We start from the raw sequence: 17,421 nt of genomic DNA, 5'->3' as shown, positions 1-17,421 counted from the left end.
TCATTCATCCACCGGAACGGCGTTCAGAATACTGAACGATCCAGGAGGCAGCGGGCCATGACAACGACACCAGTCTGGAGTGTGGACCCCCGCACCGGGAAGCAGCGCGAGCAGGTTGCGGTGGAAGCCACGTCCCAGGAGGTGGACGGAGCCGTACGGGCCGCCCACGCGGCCCGTGGGGCCCTCGCCGACGCCGGCGCCCGCGCCGCCTTCCTGCGCGCCGCCGCAGCACTGCTCGACGCGTCCGCCGCCCACGTCATCGAGGCCGCCGACGCGGAGACCGCGCTCGGCCCCGGCCGGCTCACCGGCGAACTCGCCCGCACCACCGGCCAGCTGCGCGCCTTCGCCGACGCCGTGGACGAGGGGGCGTACCTCGACATCCGCATCGACCGCGCCGACCCCTCGCTCAGCCCGCCGCGCCCGGAGCTGCGCCGCTACAGGGTGCCGCTCGGCGTGGTCGCGGTGTACGCGGCCTCCAACTTCCCGCTGGCCTTCTCCGTCCCGGGCGGGGACACCGCGAGCGCCCTGGCCGCCGGCTGCCCGGTGGTCGTCAAGGCGCACCCAGACCACCCCGCCACCTCGGAACTGTGCGCCTCGCTGCTGCGCCGGGCGGCGGTCGAGTCCGGACTCCCGGCCGACGTGGTGACCGTGGTCCACGGGTTCGACGCCGGGCTGGCGCTCATCCGCCACCCGCTGGTGGCGGCGGCCGGGTTCACCGGTTCCGTCCGGGGCGGGCGGGCCCTGTTCGACGCGGCCGCCGCACGACCCGTGCCGATCCCCTTCCACGGCGAACTCGGCTCCCTCAACCCCGTCGTGGTCACCCCGGCGGCCGCGGCCGAGCGCGCGGAGGAGATCGGCGGCGGACTCGCGGGCTCGGTCACCCTCGGGGTCGGCCAGTTCTGCGTGAAGCCCGGCCTGGTGCTGGTGCCCGAGGGCGCGGACGGCGACCGGCTGACCGGCGCGCTGACCAAGGCGCTCGGGGAGACCGAGCCGGGGGTGCTGCTCGACCACCGGATGCGCGAGAACTTCATCGCGGGGGTGCGCGAGCGGGCCGCTCTGTCCGGGGTCGACACGCCCGTCACCCCGGGCTCGGGCGGGGAGCACACCGTCGGCGCGGGGTACCTGACCGTGCCCGCGCGGCGCTTGCTGGAGGGCGCCGAGGGAGGGGCGTACGAGGTCCTGCTGGAGGAGTGCTTCGGCCCGGTAACCGTCGTCGTCCGCTACGCCGACCAGCGCGAGGCGGGCGCGGTGCTCGGGCTGCTCCCCGGGAACCTGAGCGCCACCCTCCAGTTGTCGGCCGCCGAGACCGCGGGCGCGCCCGGTCCGGCCGCCGAGCTGATCGGGCAGGTCACGGAACTGGCGGGTCGGATCGTGGTCAACGGCTGGCCGACCGGCGTCGCGGTGGCCCCGGCCCAGCACCACGGCGGCCCGTACCCGGCGGCGACCTCCCACTCGACGTCGGTCGGTGCGACCGCGATCGAGCGCTGGCTCCGGCCGGTGGCGTACCAGTCGGTCCCCGACGCCCTCCTCCCGGCGGAGCTGCGCGAGGCCAACCCGCTGGGCCTCCCGCGCCGCGTGACGGGCGGCTGAGCCGAACGTGCGCCCCGGCCCCGGCACCCGCGCCGGGGCCGGGGCCGTGGCAGGCGCCGGGGCCGTGGCAGGCCGCCGCCGCCGCTAAACCCGTTGCCCGCCCCGCCCCCCGCGGGGCACGCTCCGGGGTATGCCCAAGCCGCACGGTTTTTCGTACGAACGCCACAGGGACGACTCCGTCGTCATCACCCACCGGGGCCGCGAGGCGGCCACCCTGCGCGGGAGCCGGGCCGACAAGTTCCTGACCGAAGTGGAAGCCGGGGACCCACAGCTCGTGATGGCCCGCTGGACCGGCTCGTACAAGTTCGGCAACGAGCGCGTCGCGCGCAACCACCCCCGTAACCGGAGCTGAAATCTCGCGCCGGGTAAGGGAACGGCAAAGCCCTTCCGGTCGTTCTCCCGACATGACCGCAATGACCCCTGGTTCGAACCTGCCGCTCAATGCCGTCCGCGTGACGGTGGACGTGGCCGCGCCGGTGCGCCTCGACGTGTCGGCCCTGCTCCTCGCGGCAGACGGCAAGGTGCGTTCCGACGCCGACTTCATCTTCTTCAACCAGCCTTCCGGGCCCGGTGTCGGATACCGGTCCGGCGGGGGTGCGGCGCCGGACTCGATCACCATCGACACCGGCGCGCTGCCCCCGGGCATCGAGCGGATCGTGGTCACGGCCAGCCCCGATGCCGCCGGGCAGACCTTCCAGGGCATCGAGCCCACCGCCACCGTGCGCAACGCCGACGCCGGCTCGGTGATCGCCACCTTCACCCCGCCGCAGCTGGGCACGGAGACGGCGCTCGTCGTCGTCGAGGTCTACCAGCGCGGCGGCGCGTGGAAGGTGCGCGCGGTCGGCCAGGGGTACGCGAACGGCCTCGCCGGCATCGCCACCGACTTCGGGGTCTCCGTGGAGGAGGAACCGGCCCCGGCCGCGGCGCCCGTAGCCCCGCCCGCGCCCCCGGCGCCCGCCGCGCCCCCGGCCCCGCCCGTCTCCTACCCGGCCTCCCCCTGGCTCGGCGGCGCCACGACGCCCGCCCCGGCCGCGCCTCCCGCACCGCCCGCCCCGGTCCCCGCGGCCGCCCCGGCGGGCGCCGGAGGGAAGATCAACCTGGACAAGGGCCGGGTCAGCCTCCAGAAGAACCAGACCGTCTCCCTGGTCAAGGGCGGCCGTCCGCTGCTCTCGCAGGTCAAGATGGGCCTGGGCTGGGAGCCGGCCTTCGGCGGCCGCGCCATCGACCTCGACGCGTCCGTGATCGCCTACGGCCCGCAGCGCAACCACATCGACCACTGCTGGTTCGGCAAGCTGTCCATCCTGGGCGGCGCCGTCAAGCACTCGGGTGACAACCTCACCGGCGAGGGCGCGGGCGACGACGAGGTGATCGTCGTGGACCTGGGCCGGCTCCCCGCGGACACGACGGGCCTGGTCTTCACGGTCAACTCCTTCTCCGGTCAGAAGTTCACCGATGTCGCCAAGGCCTACTGCCGGCTGATCGACGGGGCGAGCGGGGAAGAGCTGGTGCGCTTCGACCTCACCGGCGCCGAGCCGCAGACCGGGGTCATGATGGCGAAGCTGATCAAGCAGTTCTCCGGCGAGTGGGAGATGACGGCCATGGGCCAGTTTGTGAAGTCGCGCACAGTGCGCGGCATGGTCAAGGCCGCCGCAGAGGCACTCTGAGCAGGTGGGCGGGCACATGGAGCCACCGAGGGGCGTCCCGGGTGATGGATGCCACGCGTAATCCGGAGGTGGCTGTCAGTGCCCGCCCGTAGCCTTGAACGCATGAAGGAGTCACTCACCCCCGCGGGGCCCGCCCGCCCGTCCGCCGCCGAGGCGAACGAGGCGATACGGCACCTTGTCGAGACCCGGGTGGACGGCGAGTGGCCCTCGGAGGCGTACGAGTTCCTGCTCGCCGAGTGGGCCGAGGCCTCCCGCGCGGAACTCGCCGCCTCCCAGTAGCCGCCGGGCCGACGCCGAAAGGCGTCAGCGCGTGCGCCGCCACGGCCCGGTGATGGCCAGCATGATGCCCGGGTCCTGGATGTTGGCGTACAGGGTGCGCCCGTCCGGGGAGAAGCAGACACCGGTGAACTCGGAGTACTCCGGGACCTCGGCCGTCCCCATGTTCATCTCGTTGCGGGCGAGGGGGTAGGTGCGGCCCGATTCGGTCGCGCCGAACAGGTGCTGGAGCCCCGAGCCGTCCTCCGCGATGACGAGGCCGCCGTAGGGGGACACGGTGATGTTGTCGGGGCCGTCGTAACCGCCGTCCACCGACGGGTCGGCGTTCACCCCGAGGAGCACGGTCAGCCGGATGGTGCGTCGCTTCGGGTCGTAGAACCACACCTGGCCGTCGTGGGCCGCGCCCGGGCTCTCCTCACGGGCGTACGAGGAGACGAAGTACGCGCCGCCGTCCGCCCACCACATGCCCTCCAGCTTGCGGGCGCGCGTCACCGTGCCGTCCGCGAACTGCTTGCGCACCGGCACCGTCCGCGCGTCGCGGTCCGGCACGTCCACCCAGTCGACCCCGTAGACGGTGCCGATCTTCGTGGCGCGCGAGAGGTCGTCCACGAACAGGCCGGAGCTGTCGGTGCACTTGGGGGCCTGGAGCACTCCCGCGTCGGCGGCGAGCGTACGGAGCTTGCCGCGCCCGTGCCGGAAGCCGGCCGGCGGGGTCCAGCGGTAGAGCAGCCCGTTGGGGCCCGAGGCGTCCTCGGTCAGGTAGGCGTGGCCCTGGCGCGGGTCGATGACGACGGCCTCGTGGGCGTACCGGCCGAAGGCCTTGATCGGCTGCGGGTCGCGGTTGGCGCGGTTGTCGTGCGGGTCGACCTCGAAGACGTAGCCGTGGTCCTTGGTCATGCCGTTCTTGCCGGCGAGGTCCTCGGTCTCCTCGCAGGTCAGCCAGGTGTCCCACGGGGTGGCGCCGCCCGCGCAGTTGGTCGACGTACCGGCGATGCCCACCCATTCGGCGACCTCGCCGCCGCGGCGCACCTCGACGACCGTGCAGCCGCCGGCCGCGGCCGGGTCGTAGACGAGGCCCTCGGTGAGCGGGACGGGGTGGGCCCAGTTCGACCGCTTGCCCTTGAGCTCGTGGTTGTTGACGAGGAGGGTGACCCCTCGGTGGCCCGCGAAGGCGGCGGTGCCGTCGTGGTTGGACGGGGTGATCTCGCCGGACTCCAGCTTGGTGACCCCGCTGTGGGTGATCACCCGGTACGAGAATCCGGCCGGGAGGGCGAGGATGCCGGCCGGGTCGGGGACGAGGGGGCCGTAGCCGGGCTCGCAGGGCCGCCCGCGCTCGTCGCGCTGCTCGCCCTCCTCGGCCGCCAGCGCTCCCGGGGCGGTGGCGAGTGCGCCGACCGTCCCGGTGAGGGCGACTCCCGCACCGGCGATGACGGTGCGGGCGGTGAAGTCTCTACGGCTGAGCGGCATCGGGTCTCCAGGGGTGGGGAGGTGGTGCGCCTGTCGTGCGGGTGTCGGCGCACACGCTCCCGCCCGCACGTGAACGGCGGCTGAACTACCCGCGAAGCGGAGCCGACCCCTTTCCGGTGGGCGGAATGGCCAACTCCGCACCAGGAACGGCGCATTGTCGACAGCTTGCCCGAAGACTCACCCATGCCGCCGACACCACGGACACCGAGCCGGTCGAATCCACGGCAACGGAAACGGCCGGCCCGGCACCACGGGGTGCCGAACCGGCCGAGGCCGTGCTTCAAGTCGTGCTTCAGTCCGTGCCGAACTCCATCGCGGCGCGGTCCAGCATCTCCTCTTCGCCGGAGACCTCGCCGCGGGAGGCGATGGCCTCGGCGCCGCCTTCCGGCAGGGTTCCGATCAGCCCGGTCGCGGCGGCCTGGGCGGCGCCGATGGCGGGGCTGCCGGTGCCGATCAGGCCGAGACCGGCGTACTGCTCCAGCTTGGCCCGCGAGTCGGCGATGTCGAGGTTGCGCATGGTGAGCTGGCCGATCCGGTCCACCGGACCGAACGCGGAGTCCTCGGTGCGCTCCATGGACAGCTTGTCCGGGTGGTAGCTGAACGCCGGGCCCTTGGTGTCGAGGATCGAGTAGTCCTCACCGCGCCGCAGCCGGAGGGTGACCTCGCCGGTGACGGCCGAGCCGACCCAGCGCTGGAGCGACTCGCGCACCATCAGCGCCTGCGGGTCGAGCCAGCGGCCCTCGTACATGAGGCGGCCGAGGCGCCGGCCCTCGTTGTGGTACTGCGCGAGGGTGTCCTCGTTGTGGATCGCGTTGACGAGACGCTCGTACGCGGCGTGCAGCAGGGCCATGCCCGGGGCCTCGTAGATGCCGCGGCTCTTGGCCTCGATGATCCGGTTCTCGATCTGGTCCGACATGCCCATGCCGTGGCGGCCGCCGATGGCGTTGGCCTCCATCACCAGGTCGACGGCGGAGGCGAACTTCTTGCCGTTGATCGTCACGGGGCGGCCCTGGTCGAAGCCGATCGTCACGTCCTCGGTGGCGATCTGGACCGTGGGGTCCCAGAACCGCACGCCCATGATCGGCTCGACGGTCTCGACGCCCGTGTCGAGGTGCTCCAGGGTCTTGGCCTCGTGGGTGGCGCCCCAGATGTTGGCGTCGGTGGAGTACGCCTTCTCGGTGCTGTCACGGTAGGGGAGGTCGTGGGCGAGCAGCCACTCCGACATCTCCTTGCGGCCGCCGAGCTCGGTCACGAAGTCCGCGTCGAGCCAGGGCTTGTAGATCCGCAGGTGCGGGTTGGCGAGCAGGCCGTAGCGGTAGAACCGCTCGATGTCGTTGCCCTTGAAGGTCGAGCCGTCGCCCCAGATCTGCACGTCGTCCTCGAGCATCGCCCGGACGAGCAGGGTGCCGGTGACGGCGCGGCCGAGCGGCGTCGTGTTGAAGTACGCGCGCCCGCCGGAGCGGATGTGGAACGCGCCGCAGGTGAGCGCGGCCAGGCCCTCTTCGACCAGCGATGCGCGGCAGTCGACGAGGCGCGCGATCTCGGCACCGTAGGTCTTGGCGCGGCCGGGCACCGAGGCGATGTCGGGCTCGTCGTACTGGCCGATATCGGCGGTGTAGGTGCACGGGACGGCACCCTTGTCGCGCATCCAGGCGACTGCGACGGAGGTGTCGAGGCCGCCGGAGAAGGCGATGCCGACGCGTTCGCCGGCGGGCAGGGATGTGAGGACCTTGGACATGGAAAGAGTATGCACCAAAGCGCATATTCATGCAAAGGGGGTGCCCGGGAACCTCGGGGCCGCTCGGAACTCCCACCCCGGGGCCGTCGGCTCCGCCCCGGGACGACCACCCCGGGGCCGTCGACTCCACCCCGGGACGACCACCCCGGGGCCGGCCCGGGTCAGGACTGCCGGGAGCGCGCCTTGAACGCCGCCTTCCGGGCCTCCTTCGCCGTCTTCTTGTCCGGGTGCAGCCGTCCCATCGCCTCCAGGACGTCCGCGGTCGCGGGGTGGTCCACCCGCCACGCCTGGTCGAAGAAGCCGGTGTGGTGGGCGGTCAGGGTCTCCATCAGCAGGGGCAGCTCCTCCGTCTCCCCGTCCGCGGCGAGCTGGGCCGCGATCGTGTCGACCGTCAGCCAGAACACCATGGCCCCGTCCGGCGCCGGTACGTCGACCACCCCGTGTTCGGCCAGCCAGACCCGGGCGAGCCCGCCGAGCTCCGGGTCGTCGAGCACCGCACGGACCACGGGCTCCGCCTCCGGCCCGGCCGGCGCGAGGGCCTGCTGGCAGCGCAGCCGGCGCAGCGGGGCGCCCTCGTCGTCACCGCGCGCCGCGGCCAGCAGTTCGGCGACGGCGCCGGGCAGTTCACGGCCGGCCAGCCACTGTTCGATCTCGGCCTGCGCGGCGCCCTCCGGGTAGCGGGCGACCCCGTCCAGCAGCGCGTCGGCGCCCTTGCCGGAGAGGTCGCCGACGGCGGGGGCCTCGACCCCGGCCTCCAGCATCCGTGCGCGGATGCCGTACCGGCCGAGCGGGGTCAGCCGGACCATCCCGTAGCGGGAGACGTCCTCCTCGTCCCCGCCGTCCGCGTTCCCCGGCTGCTCTTCGGCCTCCGTCATCAGGGCCTCGTCGACGGGCTGGTACTCCACCAACCCGATCGGCTCCAGCTGCCGGAACTGGTCGTCGAGCCTCATCATCGCGTCCGAGACCTGCTCCAGTACGGCGTCGGTCGGCTCACCCATGCCGTCGGGCACGACCATCGACGCGGCGAGCACGGGCAGCGGAACCGGCCCGTCCGCGGTCCCTCCCTCGGCGACGGTGAGCAGGTAGAGGTTGGCGAGGACCCCGTCGAGGAAGTCGGCCTCGCGGCCCGGGTTCCAGTTCAGCCGGTCGAAGTCGATCTCGCCGCCCGCGTCGAGCGCGTCGACGAGGTCGTCCAGGTCGGGTACTGCGGCGTCGGCGAGCACCGTGTCGAGGGCGGCCAGCCACAGGTCGAGCACGTCGGCGGGCGCACCGCCCGTCACCAGCGCGAGGTCCTCGCCGGGCGCGGCGGTGCCGGGCCGGGCTTCCGCTTCCTCCGATGCCTCCTCCGGCTCGGTCACGTCGACCAGTCCGGTGTCGACGGCCACCCGCCAGGCCTGGCTCGCGTGGACGACGGAGTCCTCCTCGGACGTGTCGAGGCCCAGCGCCCGGGCGGCCAGGGGCAGTTGGTCGCCGGCGAGTTCGCCGCCGAACTCGACGCGGGTGTCCGGTCCGGCCCAGCGGGCCAGCCGTACGGCCCGGGCGAACAGCGGGGCACCGAGGGCGTCGCGGGCCAGTTCCGCATCGGCGGGCAGCCGTACCGGCGGCAGCGTGGGGTGCGGCTCTGCGGACATGGGGCGGTTCTCCTCGCGAAGCGAACGCTGTGGGGCGGCCGGGGTGGCCGGGGGCGGGCCGGGGCGGGCCGCGCCGGGGCGCCCGCCGACCGGGCGGCCGGCCGGACGGAAGCCCCAGCGTAGACGCATTTCGGGCGCACCTGGCGCCCCATCACCTTTGGTTCATCCCACAGTCAACCGGCGTATTCCCTGGAGGGCTTGACAACTTTGCCGGCCACACAGGAAATTGACGCGCGTAGACATGTCGGGATCCCAGGGGGCGACCCCTCGCGGAGCCCCATGCCCACCCCCCCTTCTGCATTTCCCTCATCCCACACCGGAGTTCCCGACCATGCGCTCCTCGCATCCCCGTTCCGCCGCCGTCGCGGCCCTCGTCGCCACCGCACTGGCCACCGGCCTGCTCGCGGGCTCCGCCGACGCGGCCGAAGGCGCCGTGTCCGCCGATCCGATACGCATCCACGACATCCAGGGCACCACCCGGATATCCCCGCTGGCCGGCAAGCAGGTCGCCGGCGTCGAGGGCATCGTGACGGGCGTCCGCACCTACGGTTCGCGCGGTTTCTGGATCCAGGACCCGGATGCCGACGACAACGACGCCACCAGCGAAGGCGTGTTCGTCTTCACCAACTCGGTCCCCACCGTCGCCGTGGGCGACGCGGTCAAGGTCTCCGGCACGGTCGGCGAGTACGTCCCCGGCGGCCTGAACTCCGGCAACCAGTCGGTGACCCAGATCTCGAAGCCGACCGTCACCGTGGTCTCCTCGGGCAACGCCCTGCCCGAGGCCGTTCAGATCAACGAGTACTCGGTGCCCGCCGAATACGCCCCCGCGGGCGACCCTGCCGCCGCCGGCAGCATCAACGGCCTGACCCTGGAGCCCTCCCGCTACGCCCTGGACTACTACGAGTCCCTCGAGGGCATGAACGTGGCGATCGGCACCTCGCGCGTGGTCGGCGCCACCGACCCGTACGCGGAGCTGTGGGTCACCGTCAAGGGCTGGGAGAACCCGGCCAAGCGCGGTGGCACGGTCTACGGCTCGTACGAGTCCCAGAACACCGGCCGCCTCCAGATCCAGCAGCTCGCGCCGCTCGCGCAGCAGCCCTTCCCCGTGGCCAACGTCGGCGACCGGCTGACCGGCACCACCGAAGGCCCGCTGGACTTCAACCAGTTCGGCGGCTACACGCTGGTGGCCCGCACCCTCGGCACCGTCAAGGCCGGCACCCTCGCCCCCGAGAAGACCAAGGCGCAGAGCCCGGGCGAGCTCGCGGTGGCGACGTACAACGTCGAGAACCTCGACCCGACCGACCCGCAGGAGAAGTTCGACAACCTGGCCAAGGCGGTCGTCGAGAACCTCGCCTCCCCCGACATCCTCGCCCTGGAGGAGATCCAGGACGACAACGGCGCCAAGAACGACGGCACCGTCTCCGCGGAGCAGACGCTGACCAAGTTCACCGCGGCCATCGCCGCCGCGGGCGGCCCGGCGTACCAGTGGCGCACCATCAACCCGGAGGACAAGAAGGACGGTGGCGAGCCCGGCGGCAACATCCGCCAGGTGTTCCTCTTCAACCCCGCCCGGGTCTCCTTCACCGACCGCGCCGCGGGCGACGCGACCACCGCGAACGGTGTGGTGCGGGAGAACGGCCACGCGGCCCTCACCCACTCCCCCGGCCGGATCGACCCGGCGAACCCGGCGTGGGCCGACAGCCGCAAGCCGCTGGCCGGCGAGTTCGTCTTCCGCGGCCGGACCGTCTTCGTGATCGCCAACCACTTCGGCTCCAAGGGCGGCGACGAGGGCCTGACCTCGCACCACCAGCCGCCGGTGCGCTCTTCGGAGGCCAAGCGGCTGCTCCAGGCGCAGGCCGTGAACGGCTTCGTCAAGGAGCTGCTGGCGGCCGAGAAGAACGCGAACGTCCTCGTCCTCGGTGACATCAACGACTTCGAGTTCTCGGCGACCACGCAGGCGCTCACCGACGGCGGCGCCCTGTACCCGGCGATCAAGTCGCTGCCGAAGGCGGAGCGTTACTCGTACGTCTACCAGGGCAACGCGCAGGTGCTGGACCAGATCCTGACCAGCCCTTCGATCAAGAACTTCACCTACGACAGCGTGCACATCAACGCCGAGTTCTCGGCCCAGAACAGCGACCACGACCCGCAGGTGCTGCGCTTCCGCCCGTAGCCGCAGGCCGCAGGGGGTCCGGGCGCCGTCCCGGCCGGACCCCCTGCCACAATCCCGGCATGATCTTCCGTGAGGCCACCCGCCAGGACCTGCCCGCCGTACTCGCCCTGCTCGCCGACGAGGACGAGGTCGTCGACCCGGCCTCGATCGTGGTCGACGGGGCGAGCGAGCGGGCCTTCGCCTCCATCGCGGTGGACACCCGCAACGAGATGCTGGTCCTGACGGACGGGTCGGACGGCCCGGACGGGGTCGTCCTCGGCTGCCTCCAGCTGACGTACATCCCGGGCCTGGGCCAGAACGGGCGGGAGCGGGCGCTGGTGGAGGCGGTACGGGTCCGCCCGGACCGCCGCGGCGAGGGGCTCGGCGCGGCGCTGATGCGGCTGGCCGTGGCGCGGGCCCGCGAGCGCGGCTGCGGCCTCGTCCAGCTGACCAGCAACAAGAGGCGCGCGGCCGCCCACCGCTTCTACGAACGTCTGGGCTTCGCCCGCAGCCACGAGGGCTTCAAGCTGTCGCTGACGGACTGAGCGGACCCAAAGTAGGGCCTTTCGGCCCTGGCGTGACGCTCACCACATCTCCGCCTAATCGGCCGCTTGGGGGTGTTGAGTATCCCCACGCCCGATCGCCCGATCTTGCATCCACGTTTTTGGAGGACCGCGTGTTCCCCTCCATCTCCCTCGCCCAGGAAATCGGCCTCGCCGTCCTGCTGGTCGCGGCCCTGGTCTGGCTCGTCGGCCTCGGCCACATGCTGTGGGACAGCCGCTTCCACCACCCCGAGCCGGGTGCCTTCGAAGGCCTGGCGGTGATCCCGGCCCAGCGCGGCGCCGCCGCGCACCCGATGGAAGCGGTGGAGCTGACCGAGGCGGAGAAGGAGGCCTTCGCCGGCCTGGTCCGCAGGATCCCGCTGAGCTGACGCCCACGTACACCGGCAGCGCCCTCCCACCCGAACGGGTGGGAGGGCGCTGCCGGTTCCGGCGCCGCCGGCGGCCCGCAGGGCCCGGGGCGCGGAGCGGTACGGCGAGCACGCTCCTCATCAGCACCTGCCCCGGCCCGCCGGTCCGCTTCCGCCTGGGCCGGTACCCGGGTGAGATCGAGCGAGCGTACGCGGAGGTGTCCCGCCGAACGCCGGAGCGCCCTCCGGCCGCGGTGCGGCGGGAGGGCGCTCGGTGAGACGACCCGTGGTCGTCAGTTGTGGCTGTGCAGGACCTCGTTCAGGCCGCCCCAGTTCGCCTTGTACGGGCGGGCCTCGACGGCGCCGGTGACCGAGTTGCGGCGGAAGAGGATGTTGTCGGCGCCGGACAGCTCCAGGGCCTTGACGATCTGGCCGTCCGGCAGGGTGACCCGGGTGCCCGCGGTGACGTACAGGCCGGCCTCGACGACGCACTCGTTGCCCAGCGCGATGCCGATGCCCGCCTCGGCACCGATCAGGGTGCGCTCGCCGATCGAGATGATCTGCTTGCCGCCGCCCGAGAGGGTGCCCATGGTGGAGGCGCCGCCGCCGATGTCGGAGCCGTCGCCGACCACGACGCCCGCGGAGATGCGGCCCTCGACCATGGAGGTGCCGAGCGTGCCCGCGTTGAAGTTGACGAAGCCCTCGTGCATGACGGTGGTGCCCTCGGCGAGGTGCGCGCCCAGGCGGACCCGGTCGGCGTCGGCGATGCGCACGCCCTTGGGGGCGACGTAGTCCGTCATCCGCGGGAACTTGTCGATCGAGGTGACCTGGAGGTGCAGGCCCTCGGCGCGGGCGTTGAGGCGGACGGTCTCGACCTGGTCGACGGCGACCGGGCCCAGCGAGGTCCAGGCGACGTTGGTCAGCAGGCCGAACACGCCGTCGAGGTTCTGGCCGTGCGGCTTGACCAGGCGGTGGCTGAGCAGGTGCAGGCGCAGGTACGCGTCGTGCGCGTCCAGCGGCTTGTCCTCCAGGGAGGCGATCACGGTGCGGACGGCTACGACCTCGACGCCGCGGACCGCGTCCGTGCGGATCGCCTTGGCCGCGGCGGCGCCGAGGAGCTCCACGGCCTGCTCGGCGGTGAGGCGCTCGGTGCCGGCCGGACCGGGCTCGGCGACCAGCTCAGGAGCGGGGAACCAGGTGTCGAGGACGGTGCCGTCGGCGGTGATGGTGGCAAGTCCGGCGGCGACGGCGCCGGTGGTACGCGTAGCAGTCATGCCCGAAACCTAACCGGCGACGGCCACCCTGGGCGAACCGGTCTCATGTGCCGGTCTCGCGCGTCGCCGCGCCTCCCGCACGCCCATGGCCAGCACGGTTGCCCCGGCGGCCGTGCCGAGGGCCGCGCACAGGGGCCACAGCAGGCCGGGCGCCTTGGAGTACAGGGCCCCGCCGAGGGGTCCGGCGAGAACGAAACCGCTGATGGACACGCCCGCGTACAGGCTCTGGAACCGTCCGATGGCGTACTCGGGTGACTCGTCGGCGACGTACGCGGTGGCGGTGGTCTTGTAGAGGATCTCGCCGAAGGTGAGCAGCACCATCATGGCGGCGGCGGTCGCCATGCTCACGCCGAGCAGCAGCATCGCGTAGCCGCCGCCCACCAGCACCAGGCCGCAGCCGATGACGGGCAGCGGGGAGCGCCGGCGCAGGGCGAGGGTGGCCGGGAGCTCCAGGAGCACGATGACTCCGCCGTTGATCGCGATGAGCAGCCCGTACGCGCGGGTGTCCATGCCGTGGTCGGCGAGGAACACCGGGAACGTCGTGAGGTGCTGCCGGTAGACGAGGTCGATGACGGCGATGGCGCCGAGCAGCACGAGGACGGCCGGCCTCGCGCGCAGCTCCCGCCAGAGCCCTCCGCGGCCCAGACCCCCGTCCGGGGCCGCGGAGGGGCTCCTGGGTGCCCGGGCCGGGACGACCCGGGCGGTCCAGAGGGCGAAGAGGAGGGTGCCGAGGCCGTCCGCGACGAAGAGCCAGTCGTACGAGAGCCCGGTCGCGATCAGGGCCCCGACCGGTCCGCCCGCCGCGAAGCCGGCGTTGGACATGGAGCGGGTTACGGCGAAGGCCTGGCGCCGGGAGCCCTCCGGCACGGTCACGGCGACCAGCGCGGAATTGGCGGCGCGGATCACCCCCGAGGCGTACTGGGCGAGCAGCAGCGAGACGGCCAGCAGCCCGGTGGGGACCACCGGCAGGACGACGAGGGCGCTGCCACCGAGTGCGGAGGCGGTGAGCAGCACGCGGCGGTGGCCGAAGCGGTCGCCGTACCAGCCGCCGGTGAAGTTCCCGGCGACCAGGCCGACGCCTCCGATGCCGACGAGCAGACCCGCCTGGGCGGCGCCGAGGCCGCGCGGGCCGGTCAGGTAGAGGAAGACGAAGACGATCGTGAAAGCGGCGACGGCATTGACGAAGATCCCCGCAGCCAGCAGCCACACGACCTTCGGTACGTCCTTGAACCCCTGCAGCACACCCGTGTCCCCCAAGTCGGATCGAAGTTAGTTCCTTTTGGGAACGGACTATGTCAGCATGACAGCCTTGGGTCAACGGAAAAGGAGTCCCATGGCCCAGCGCACGCACCTCGGCGACGCCGACTGCTCCATCGCCCAGGCCCTCGAAGTCGTGGGCGACTGGTGGACGTTGCTGATCGTGCGCGACACCGCGCGCGGCCTGCACCGCTTCGACGAGCTCCAGCGCGAGCTGGGGATGTCCCGCAAGGTCCTCGCCGAGCGGCTGAAGCTGCTCGTCGAGGCCGGGGTGCTGACGCGCGAGCCGTACCAGGAGCGCCCGGTGCGGCACGAATACCGGCTGACCCCGCGCGGGCGGGGACTGATCCCGGTCCTGGTGGCACTCCAGGACTGGGGGGACGCCTGGATCCTGGGAGAGGGAGAGATGACGGCGACGACGGAGGAGGCCTCGCGGGAAGCGGCGCGGGTACACGCGCTGCGCGGCACCCGGGTGCCGGAGCTGCTGCTGCCGGACCGTTTCGGCGAGCCGCGCGACCCGGTGGCGGACACCCCGTTCACGGTCCTGTACTGCTTCCCGAGCGCCTACGCGCGCACCGAGTCCTACCCACCCGGCTGGGGCGGGATCCCGGGCGCGAAGGGCTGTACGTTCGAGTCGTGCACGTACCGCGACCAGCTCGCGGAGTTCACGGCCGCCGGCGCCACGGTGCACGGGGTCTCCACGCAGCGGCCGGACGAGCAGCGCGAGTTCGCGGAGCGGGAGGGGCTGCGCTTCCCGCTCCTGTCGGATGCGGAACTCGGCCTGACGGCGGCGCTGCGGCTGCCGACGTTCCGGGCGGCGGGAGTGAACCGGCTCAAGCGGTTGACGCTGGTGGTGGATCGGGAGCGGGTGGTGCGGGAAGTGCTGTATCCGATCCGGGACATCGAGGCCTCGGTGACCGCCGCCCTGACCACGATCCGCACCTTGGCCTGACCGGGACCCCGCCCCAGACCCCTCGCCTCAAACGCCGGCGCGGCTGGATGGCCCGCAGGGCAATGCCGGCCCCGTCGGCGGCGAAGCAGCGCGCCGCGCGCAACCAGCCTCGCCGGCGTTTGAGGCGCCGCCGCAGGCGAGTCCAGCCCGTCCGGCCTTTGAGGACCGGGGCCGAACGCGGTCTACGCGGGCCGCAGGACCCGGGTCAGGATGTCGTGCGCGTAGCGCTCGTCGTACTCCGTGTCCGTCAGGAGCACCTGGAGGCTGATGCCGTCCATCACCGCGACCAGCGCACGGGCCGTCACCGGGTCGGTCCGCGGGGCCAGCGCCGCCACGACCGACTCGCACCACTCCGCCGCCACCGGCCGCAGCGCCGGACGCCGCAGGGCCGCCAGGTACAGCTCGTACTCCAGCTCGGCCCGGCCCCGGTCCGCCGCCAGGAACTCCCCCAGCAGCCGCGCCAGCGCACCCGCGAGGTCGTCGCCCTCCGGTACCGCCAGGGACGGGACGAGGCCCTCGTTCGCCTGGCGCAGCGCCGCGACCATCAGGTCGTCCAGGGTCTTGAAGTGGTACGTCGTCGACCCGAGCGGGACGTCGGCCTCCGCGGCCACGCTGCGGTGGCTCAGCCCCGCGATGCCCTTGGCGCCCACCACCCGGATCGCCGCGTCGATGATCCGCTGCCGCCGATCGGGGTCGTAGCGCCGTACGCCCGGCGGCATCAGTGCGCCCCGCCGAGGTTCAGCAGGACCACCCCGGCGATCACCAGCACCAGCCCGGCGATCTTCGCGGCGGTGGCCGCCTCCCCCATGAACACCATGCCTATGGCGGCGATGGCGGCCGTGCCGACACCCGCCCAGATCGCGTACGCCGTACCCACCGACATCGACTTCAGCGTCTGCGCGAGCAGGGTGAAGGCGATCACGTACCCGAGCAGCGTGCCCAGCGATGGCCACAACCTCGTGAAGCCCTCGCTGTACTTCATCGCGGTGGTCCCGGCGACCTCGGCGGCTATGGCGGCGGCAAGCAGTACATAGGGCATACGTGCGAGTGTACGGGTGTACGCATCGTTGCGTACACCCGTACACATCACGAGTCAGTTGACCGTGAACCAGGCCGCGCGGGACTTCTTGAACTCGGGGTGCGTGAGGTCCTTGGCCTCGATGCCGTCCCCGTAGAGGTCCGCGGAACCGTTGTCCGTGATCAGCTGCACCCGTGCGCCCGCCACCGACAGGTCGGGCACGTCCACGATGGCCTCCCAGCCGCCCGGGTCGGTCGTCGGCAGGTCGATCCGCTTGACGGGGGCGTGGCCGGGGACGCCGTCCCACTGGTAGAGCGCGTACGGGTCCGAGTTGTCGTCGGCGGCCCAGGAGCCGGCCAGGATCAGGTACTGGTTCTGCGCGTTCTTGCGGATGTCACGGACGGACAGCCCGCCCAGGTCCAGCTCGATCGGCGATCCGATGGCCGCCTTGGCACCCGTCGCCAGGACCTGGTCGAAGTTGGTGACCGGCACGATCAGGGCCTTGCCACCGAGCACGGCCGGGGCCAGCGGGGCGCGGAAGCCCACGTAGGCCGTGGTGGTCGAGCCGGGGGCGAACTCCAGCCCCTCCACGTTGAAGCCGTCGATCTGCTTCGGCGCCTCCCCGGCAGCCGTGCCGGCCGCGAAACCGTACCGGTTCCCGTTCGCCACGTCCCAGGCCACCAGGTCGTCGCGGAGCTTCTTGTACGAGCGCCCGTACGCGAGCTGCGTGCCGGAGCCCGAGCCGCTCACCGTCGTGGTGAACACGGTGTTGCGGGGGGCCTTGTACTCGCCGTCCTTGTTGTTGCCGAGCGAGCCCGTCCAGTAGATGGTGTTGCCGATCCGGGTCGCCCCCTCGATGTCCACCTCCTTGGTGACACCGAGCTGGGAGCTGAAGTCCCAGGTGCGCACGGGTGCGGCGGAGCCGGCACGGTCGTACAGGCGCAGCACGTTGCTCTCGTCGTCGGCGACGACGGTGTAACCGCCGCCGACGTCGACGGCGGCCGAGGAGTCCGAGGCGCCGCTGAAGTACCGGGCGTCGGCCGGGTTCTGGACGGCGGCGGAGGCCGCGTAGGAGAGGGTCTTGGTGGCGGTCTTGCCGCCGAGCCCGGTGACCTTGATCGTCAGGTTGGTGTAGCCCCGGCTGTGCGCGGTGACGGCCAACCGGCGCACCGCCCCGGTGCCGGTGACCGTGACGTCGCCGGTGCCGGCGACGGAGGACTTGCTGGAGGCGGACGCGCTGACCGTGAGGGCGGAGACGTCGGCGCCGCTCTGCCCGACGGTGACGTTGACGGTCTGGTCTCCCACCCCGCCCACCGATCCCGACAGGTAGCCGGCGGACAGCGAGATGGTCGGGGTCCCGTAGGTGACCGCGTGCGCGGGCATGACGGTGGCGGCGACGATCAGTGCCGCGATCCCCGCGGTACTCGCGATTCCGAGCTGCTTCTTCAAGGTGGCGTCCTCTCCCTCACGGCGTCACTCCGTGACGACCATC

At 72.5% G+C, this 17,421-nt stretch carries 16 protein-coding genes; 8 read left to right on the top strand and 8 right to left on the bottom strand.

Translation table 11 applies throughout. The annotated features are described in order from the left end of the window. The first annotated feature begins 57 nt into the window (after nt 1–57). The 4 genes from ACIQ5Y_RS25805 to ACIQ5Y_RS25790 all read left to right on the top strand — a co-directional run bounded on the left by ACIQ5Y_RS25805 (nt 58) and on the right by ACIQ5Y_RS25790 (nt 3,533). A complete protein-coding gene (locus ACIQ5Y_RS25805; protein ID WP_403884949.1) occupies nt 58–1,590 on the top strand; it encodes an aldehyde dehydrogenase (NADP(+)) in 1,533 nt (510 codons plus the stop codon). Nucleotides 1,591–1,720: 130 nt separating this feature from the next. After that, on the top strand, nt 1,721–1,942 hold the full coding sequence (locus ACIQ5Y_RS25800; protein WP_403884946.1) for a hypothetical protein: 222 nt from the start codon (nt 1,721–1,723) through the stop codon (nt 1,940–1,942). A gap of 52 nt (nt 1,943–1,994) precedes the next feature. Beyond that, the gene (locus ACIQ5Y_RS25795) at nt 1,995–3,254 is read left to right on the top strand and encodes a TerD family protein (RefSeq protein WP_403884943.1); all 1,260 of its coding nucleotides are present in this window, start codon (nt 1,995–1,997) and stop codon (nt 3,252–3,254) included. Nucleotides 3,255–3,356: 102 nt separating this feature from the next. Beyond that, on the top strand, nt 3,357–3,533 hold the full coding sequence (locus ACIQ5Y_RS25790) for a hypothetical protein (RefSeq protein WP_403884940.1): 177 nt from the start codon (nt 3,357–3,359) through the stop codon (nt 3,531–3,533). Nucleotides 3,534–3,557: 24 nt separating this feature from the next. Here the strand turns inward: ACIQ5Y_RS25790 and ACIQ5Y_RS25785 are convergent, their stop codons facing one another. The 3 genes from ACIQ5Y_RS25785 to ACIQ5Y_RS25775 form a co-directional block, all read right to left on the bottom strand. After that, complete coding sequence (locus ACIQ5Y_RS25785; RefSeq protein ID WP_403884937.1) at nt 3,558–4,997, bottom strand: alkaline phosphatase PhoX; 1,440 nt, start codon at nt 4,995–4,997, stop codon at nt 3,558–3,560. Between the two features lie 292 nt (nt 4,998–5,289). After that, complete coding sequence (gene argG / locus ACIQ5Y_RS25780) at nt 5,290–6,735, bottom strand: argininosuccinate synthase (protein ID WP_403884934.1); 1,446 nt, start codon at nt 6,733–6,735, stop codon at nt 5,290–5,292. A gap of 161 nt (nt 6,736–6,896) precedes the next feature. Then, the gene (locus ACIQ5Y_RS25775; RefSeq protein ID WP_403884931.1) at nt 6,897–8,366 is read right to left on the bottom strand and encodes a hypothetical protein; all 1,470 of its coding nucleotides are present in this window, start codon (nt 8,364–8,366) and stop codon (nt 6,897–6,899) included. A 331-nt stretch (nt 8,367–8,697) separates the two neighbouring features. On the opposite strand from ACIQ5Y_RS25775, the gene ACIQ5Y_RS25770 reads away from it, so the two are divergent. The 3 genes from ACIQ5Y_RS25770 to ACIQ5Y_RS25760 all read left to right on the top strand — a co-directional run bounded on the left by ACIQ5Y_RS25770 (nt 8,698) and on the right by ACIQ5Y_RS25760 (nt 11,449). Continuing rightward, on the top strand, nt 8,698–10,539 hold the full coding sequence (locus ACIQ5Y_RS25770; protein WP_403884928.1) for an endonuclease/exonuclease/phosphatase family protein: 1,842 nt from the start codon (nt 8,698–8,700) through the stop codon (nt 10,537–10,539). A gap of 59 nt (nt 10,540–10,598) precedes the next feature. After that, complete coding sequence (locus ACIQ5Y_RS25765; RefSeq protein ID WP_403884926.1) at nt 10,599–11,063, top strand: GNAT family N-acetyltransferase; 465 nt, start codon at nt 10,599–10,601, stop codon at nt 11,061–11,063. Between the two features lie 131 nt (nt 11,064–11,194). Continuing rightward, nucleotides 11,195–11,449, top strand: coding sequence for a hypothetical protein (locus ACIQ5Y_RS25760; protein ID WP_403884923.1), 255 nt, complete (start codon nt 11,195–11,197; stop codon nt 11,447–11,449). Nucleotides 11,450–11,721: 272 nt separating this feature from the next. On the opposite strand, the gene dapD is transcribed toward ACIQ5Y_RS25760, so the two are convergent. Together dapD and ACIQ5Y_RS25750 are read right to left on the bottom strand one after the other, a co-directional pair. Beyond that, nucleotides 11,722–12,702, bottom strand: a complete 981-nt coding sequence (gene dapD / locus ACIQ5Y_RS25755) for a 2,3,4,5-tetrahydropyridine-2,6-dicarboxylate N-succinyltransferase (protein ID WP_403884920.1) — start codon at nt 12,700–12,702, stop codon at nt 11,722–11,724. A gap of 9 nt (nt 12,703–12,711) precedes the next feature. Beyond that, the gene (locus tag ACIQ5Y_RS25750; RefSeq protein WP_403885109.1) at nt 12,712–13,941 is read right to left on the bottom strand and encodes an MFS transporter; all 1,230 of its coding nucleotides are present in this window, start codon (nt 13,939–13,941) and stop codon (nt 12,712–12,714) included. 94 nt (nt 13,942–14,035) lie between these two features. Between ACIQ5Y_RS25750 and ACIQ5Y_RS25745 the strand changes: the two genes are divergently transcribed. Further along, nucleotides 14,036–14,911 (top strand): winged helix-turn-helix transcriptional regulator, encoded by an 876-nt coding sequence (locus ACIQ5Y_RS25745; RefSeq protein WP_403884916.1) that lies wholly within the window; start codon nt 14,036–14,038, stop codon nt 14,909–14,911. Between the two features lie 182 nt (nt 14,912–15,093). Here the strand turns inward: ACIQ5Y_RS25745 and ACIQ5Y_RS25740 are convergent, their stop codons facing one another. The 3 genes from ACIQ5Y_RS25740 to ACIQ5Y_RS25730 are packed head-to-tail and all read right to left on the bottom strand — an operon-like array spanning nt 15,094 to nt 17,312. After that, nucleotides 15,094–15,630, bottom strand: a complete 537-nt coding sequence (locus ACIQ5Y_RS25740) for a TetR/AcrR family transcriptional regulator (protein ID WP_403884913.1) — start codon at nt 15,628–15,630, stop codon at nt 15,094–15,096. Then, nucleotides 15,630–15,950, bottom strand: a complete 321-nt coding sequence (locus tag ACIQ5Y_RS25735) for a DMT family transporter (RefSeq protein ID WP_403884910.1) — start codon at nt 15,948–15,950, stop codon at nt 15,630–15,632. Before ACIQ5Y_RS25735 ends, ACIQ5Y_RS25740 begins: the two co-directional genes overlap by 1 nt. A 54-nt stretch (nt 15,951–16,004) precedes the next feature. Beyond that, nucleotides 16,005–17,312, bottom strand: a complete 1,308-nt coding sequence (locus ACIQ5Y_RS25730; RefSeq protein ID WP_403885106.1) for a DUF3616 domain-containing protein — start codon at nt 17,310–17,312, stop codon at nt 16,005–16,007. Nucleotides 17,313–17,421: the final 109 nt, after the last annotated feature.

This window comes from Streptomyces sp. NPDC096339 (assembly GCF_044762985.1).
Lineage (GTDB): Bacteria > Actinomycetota > Actinomycetes > Streptomycetales > Streptomycetaceae > Streptomyces.
This window is presented reverse-complemented; position numbering and strand designations above follow the sequence as displayed.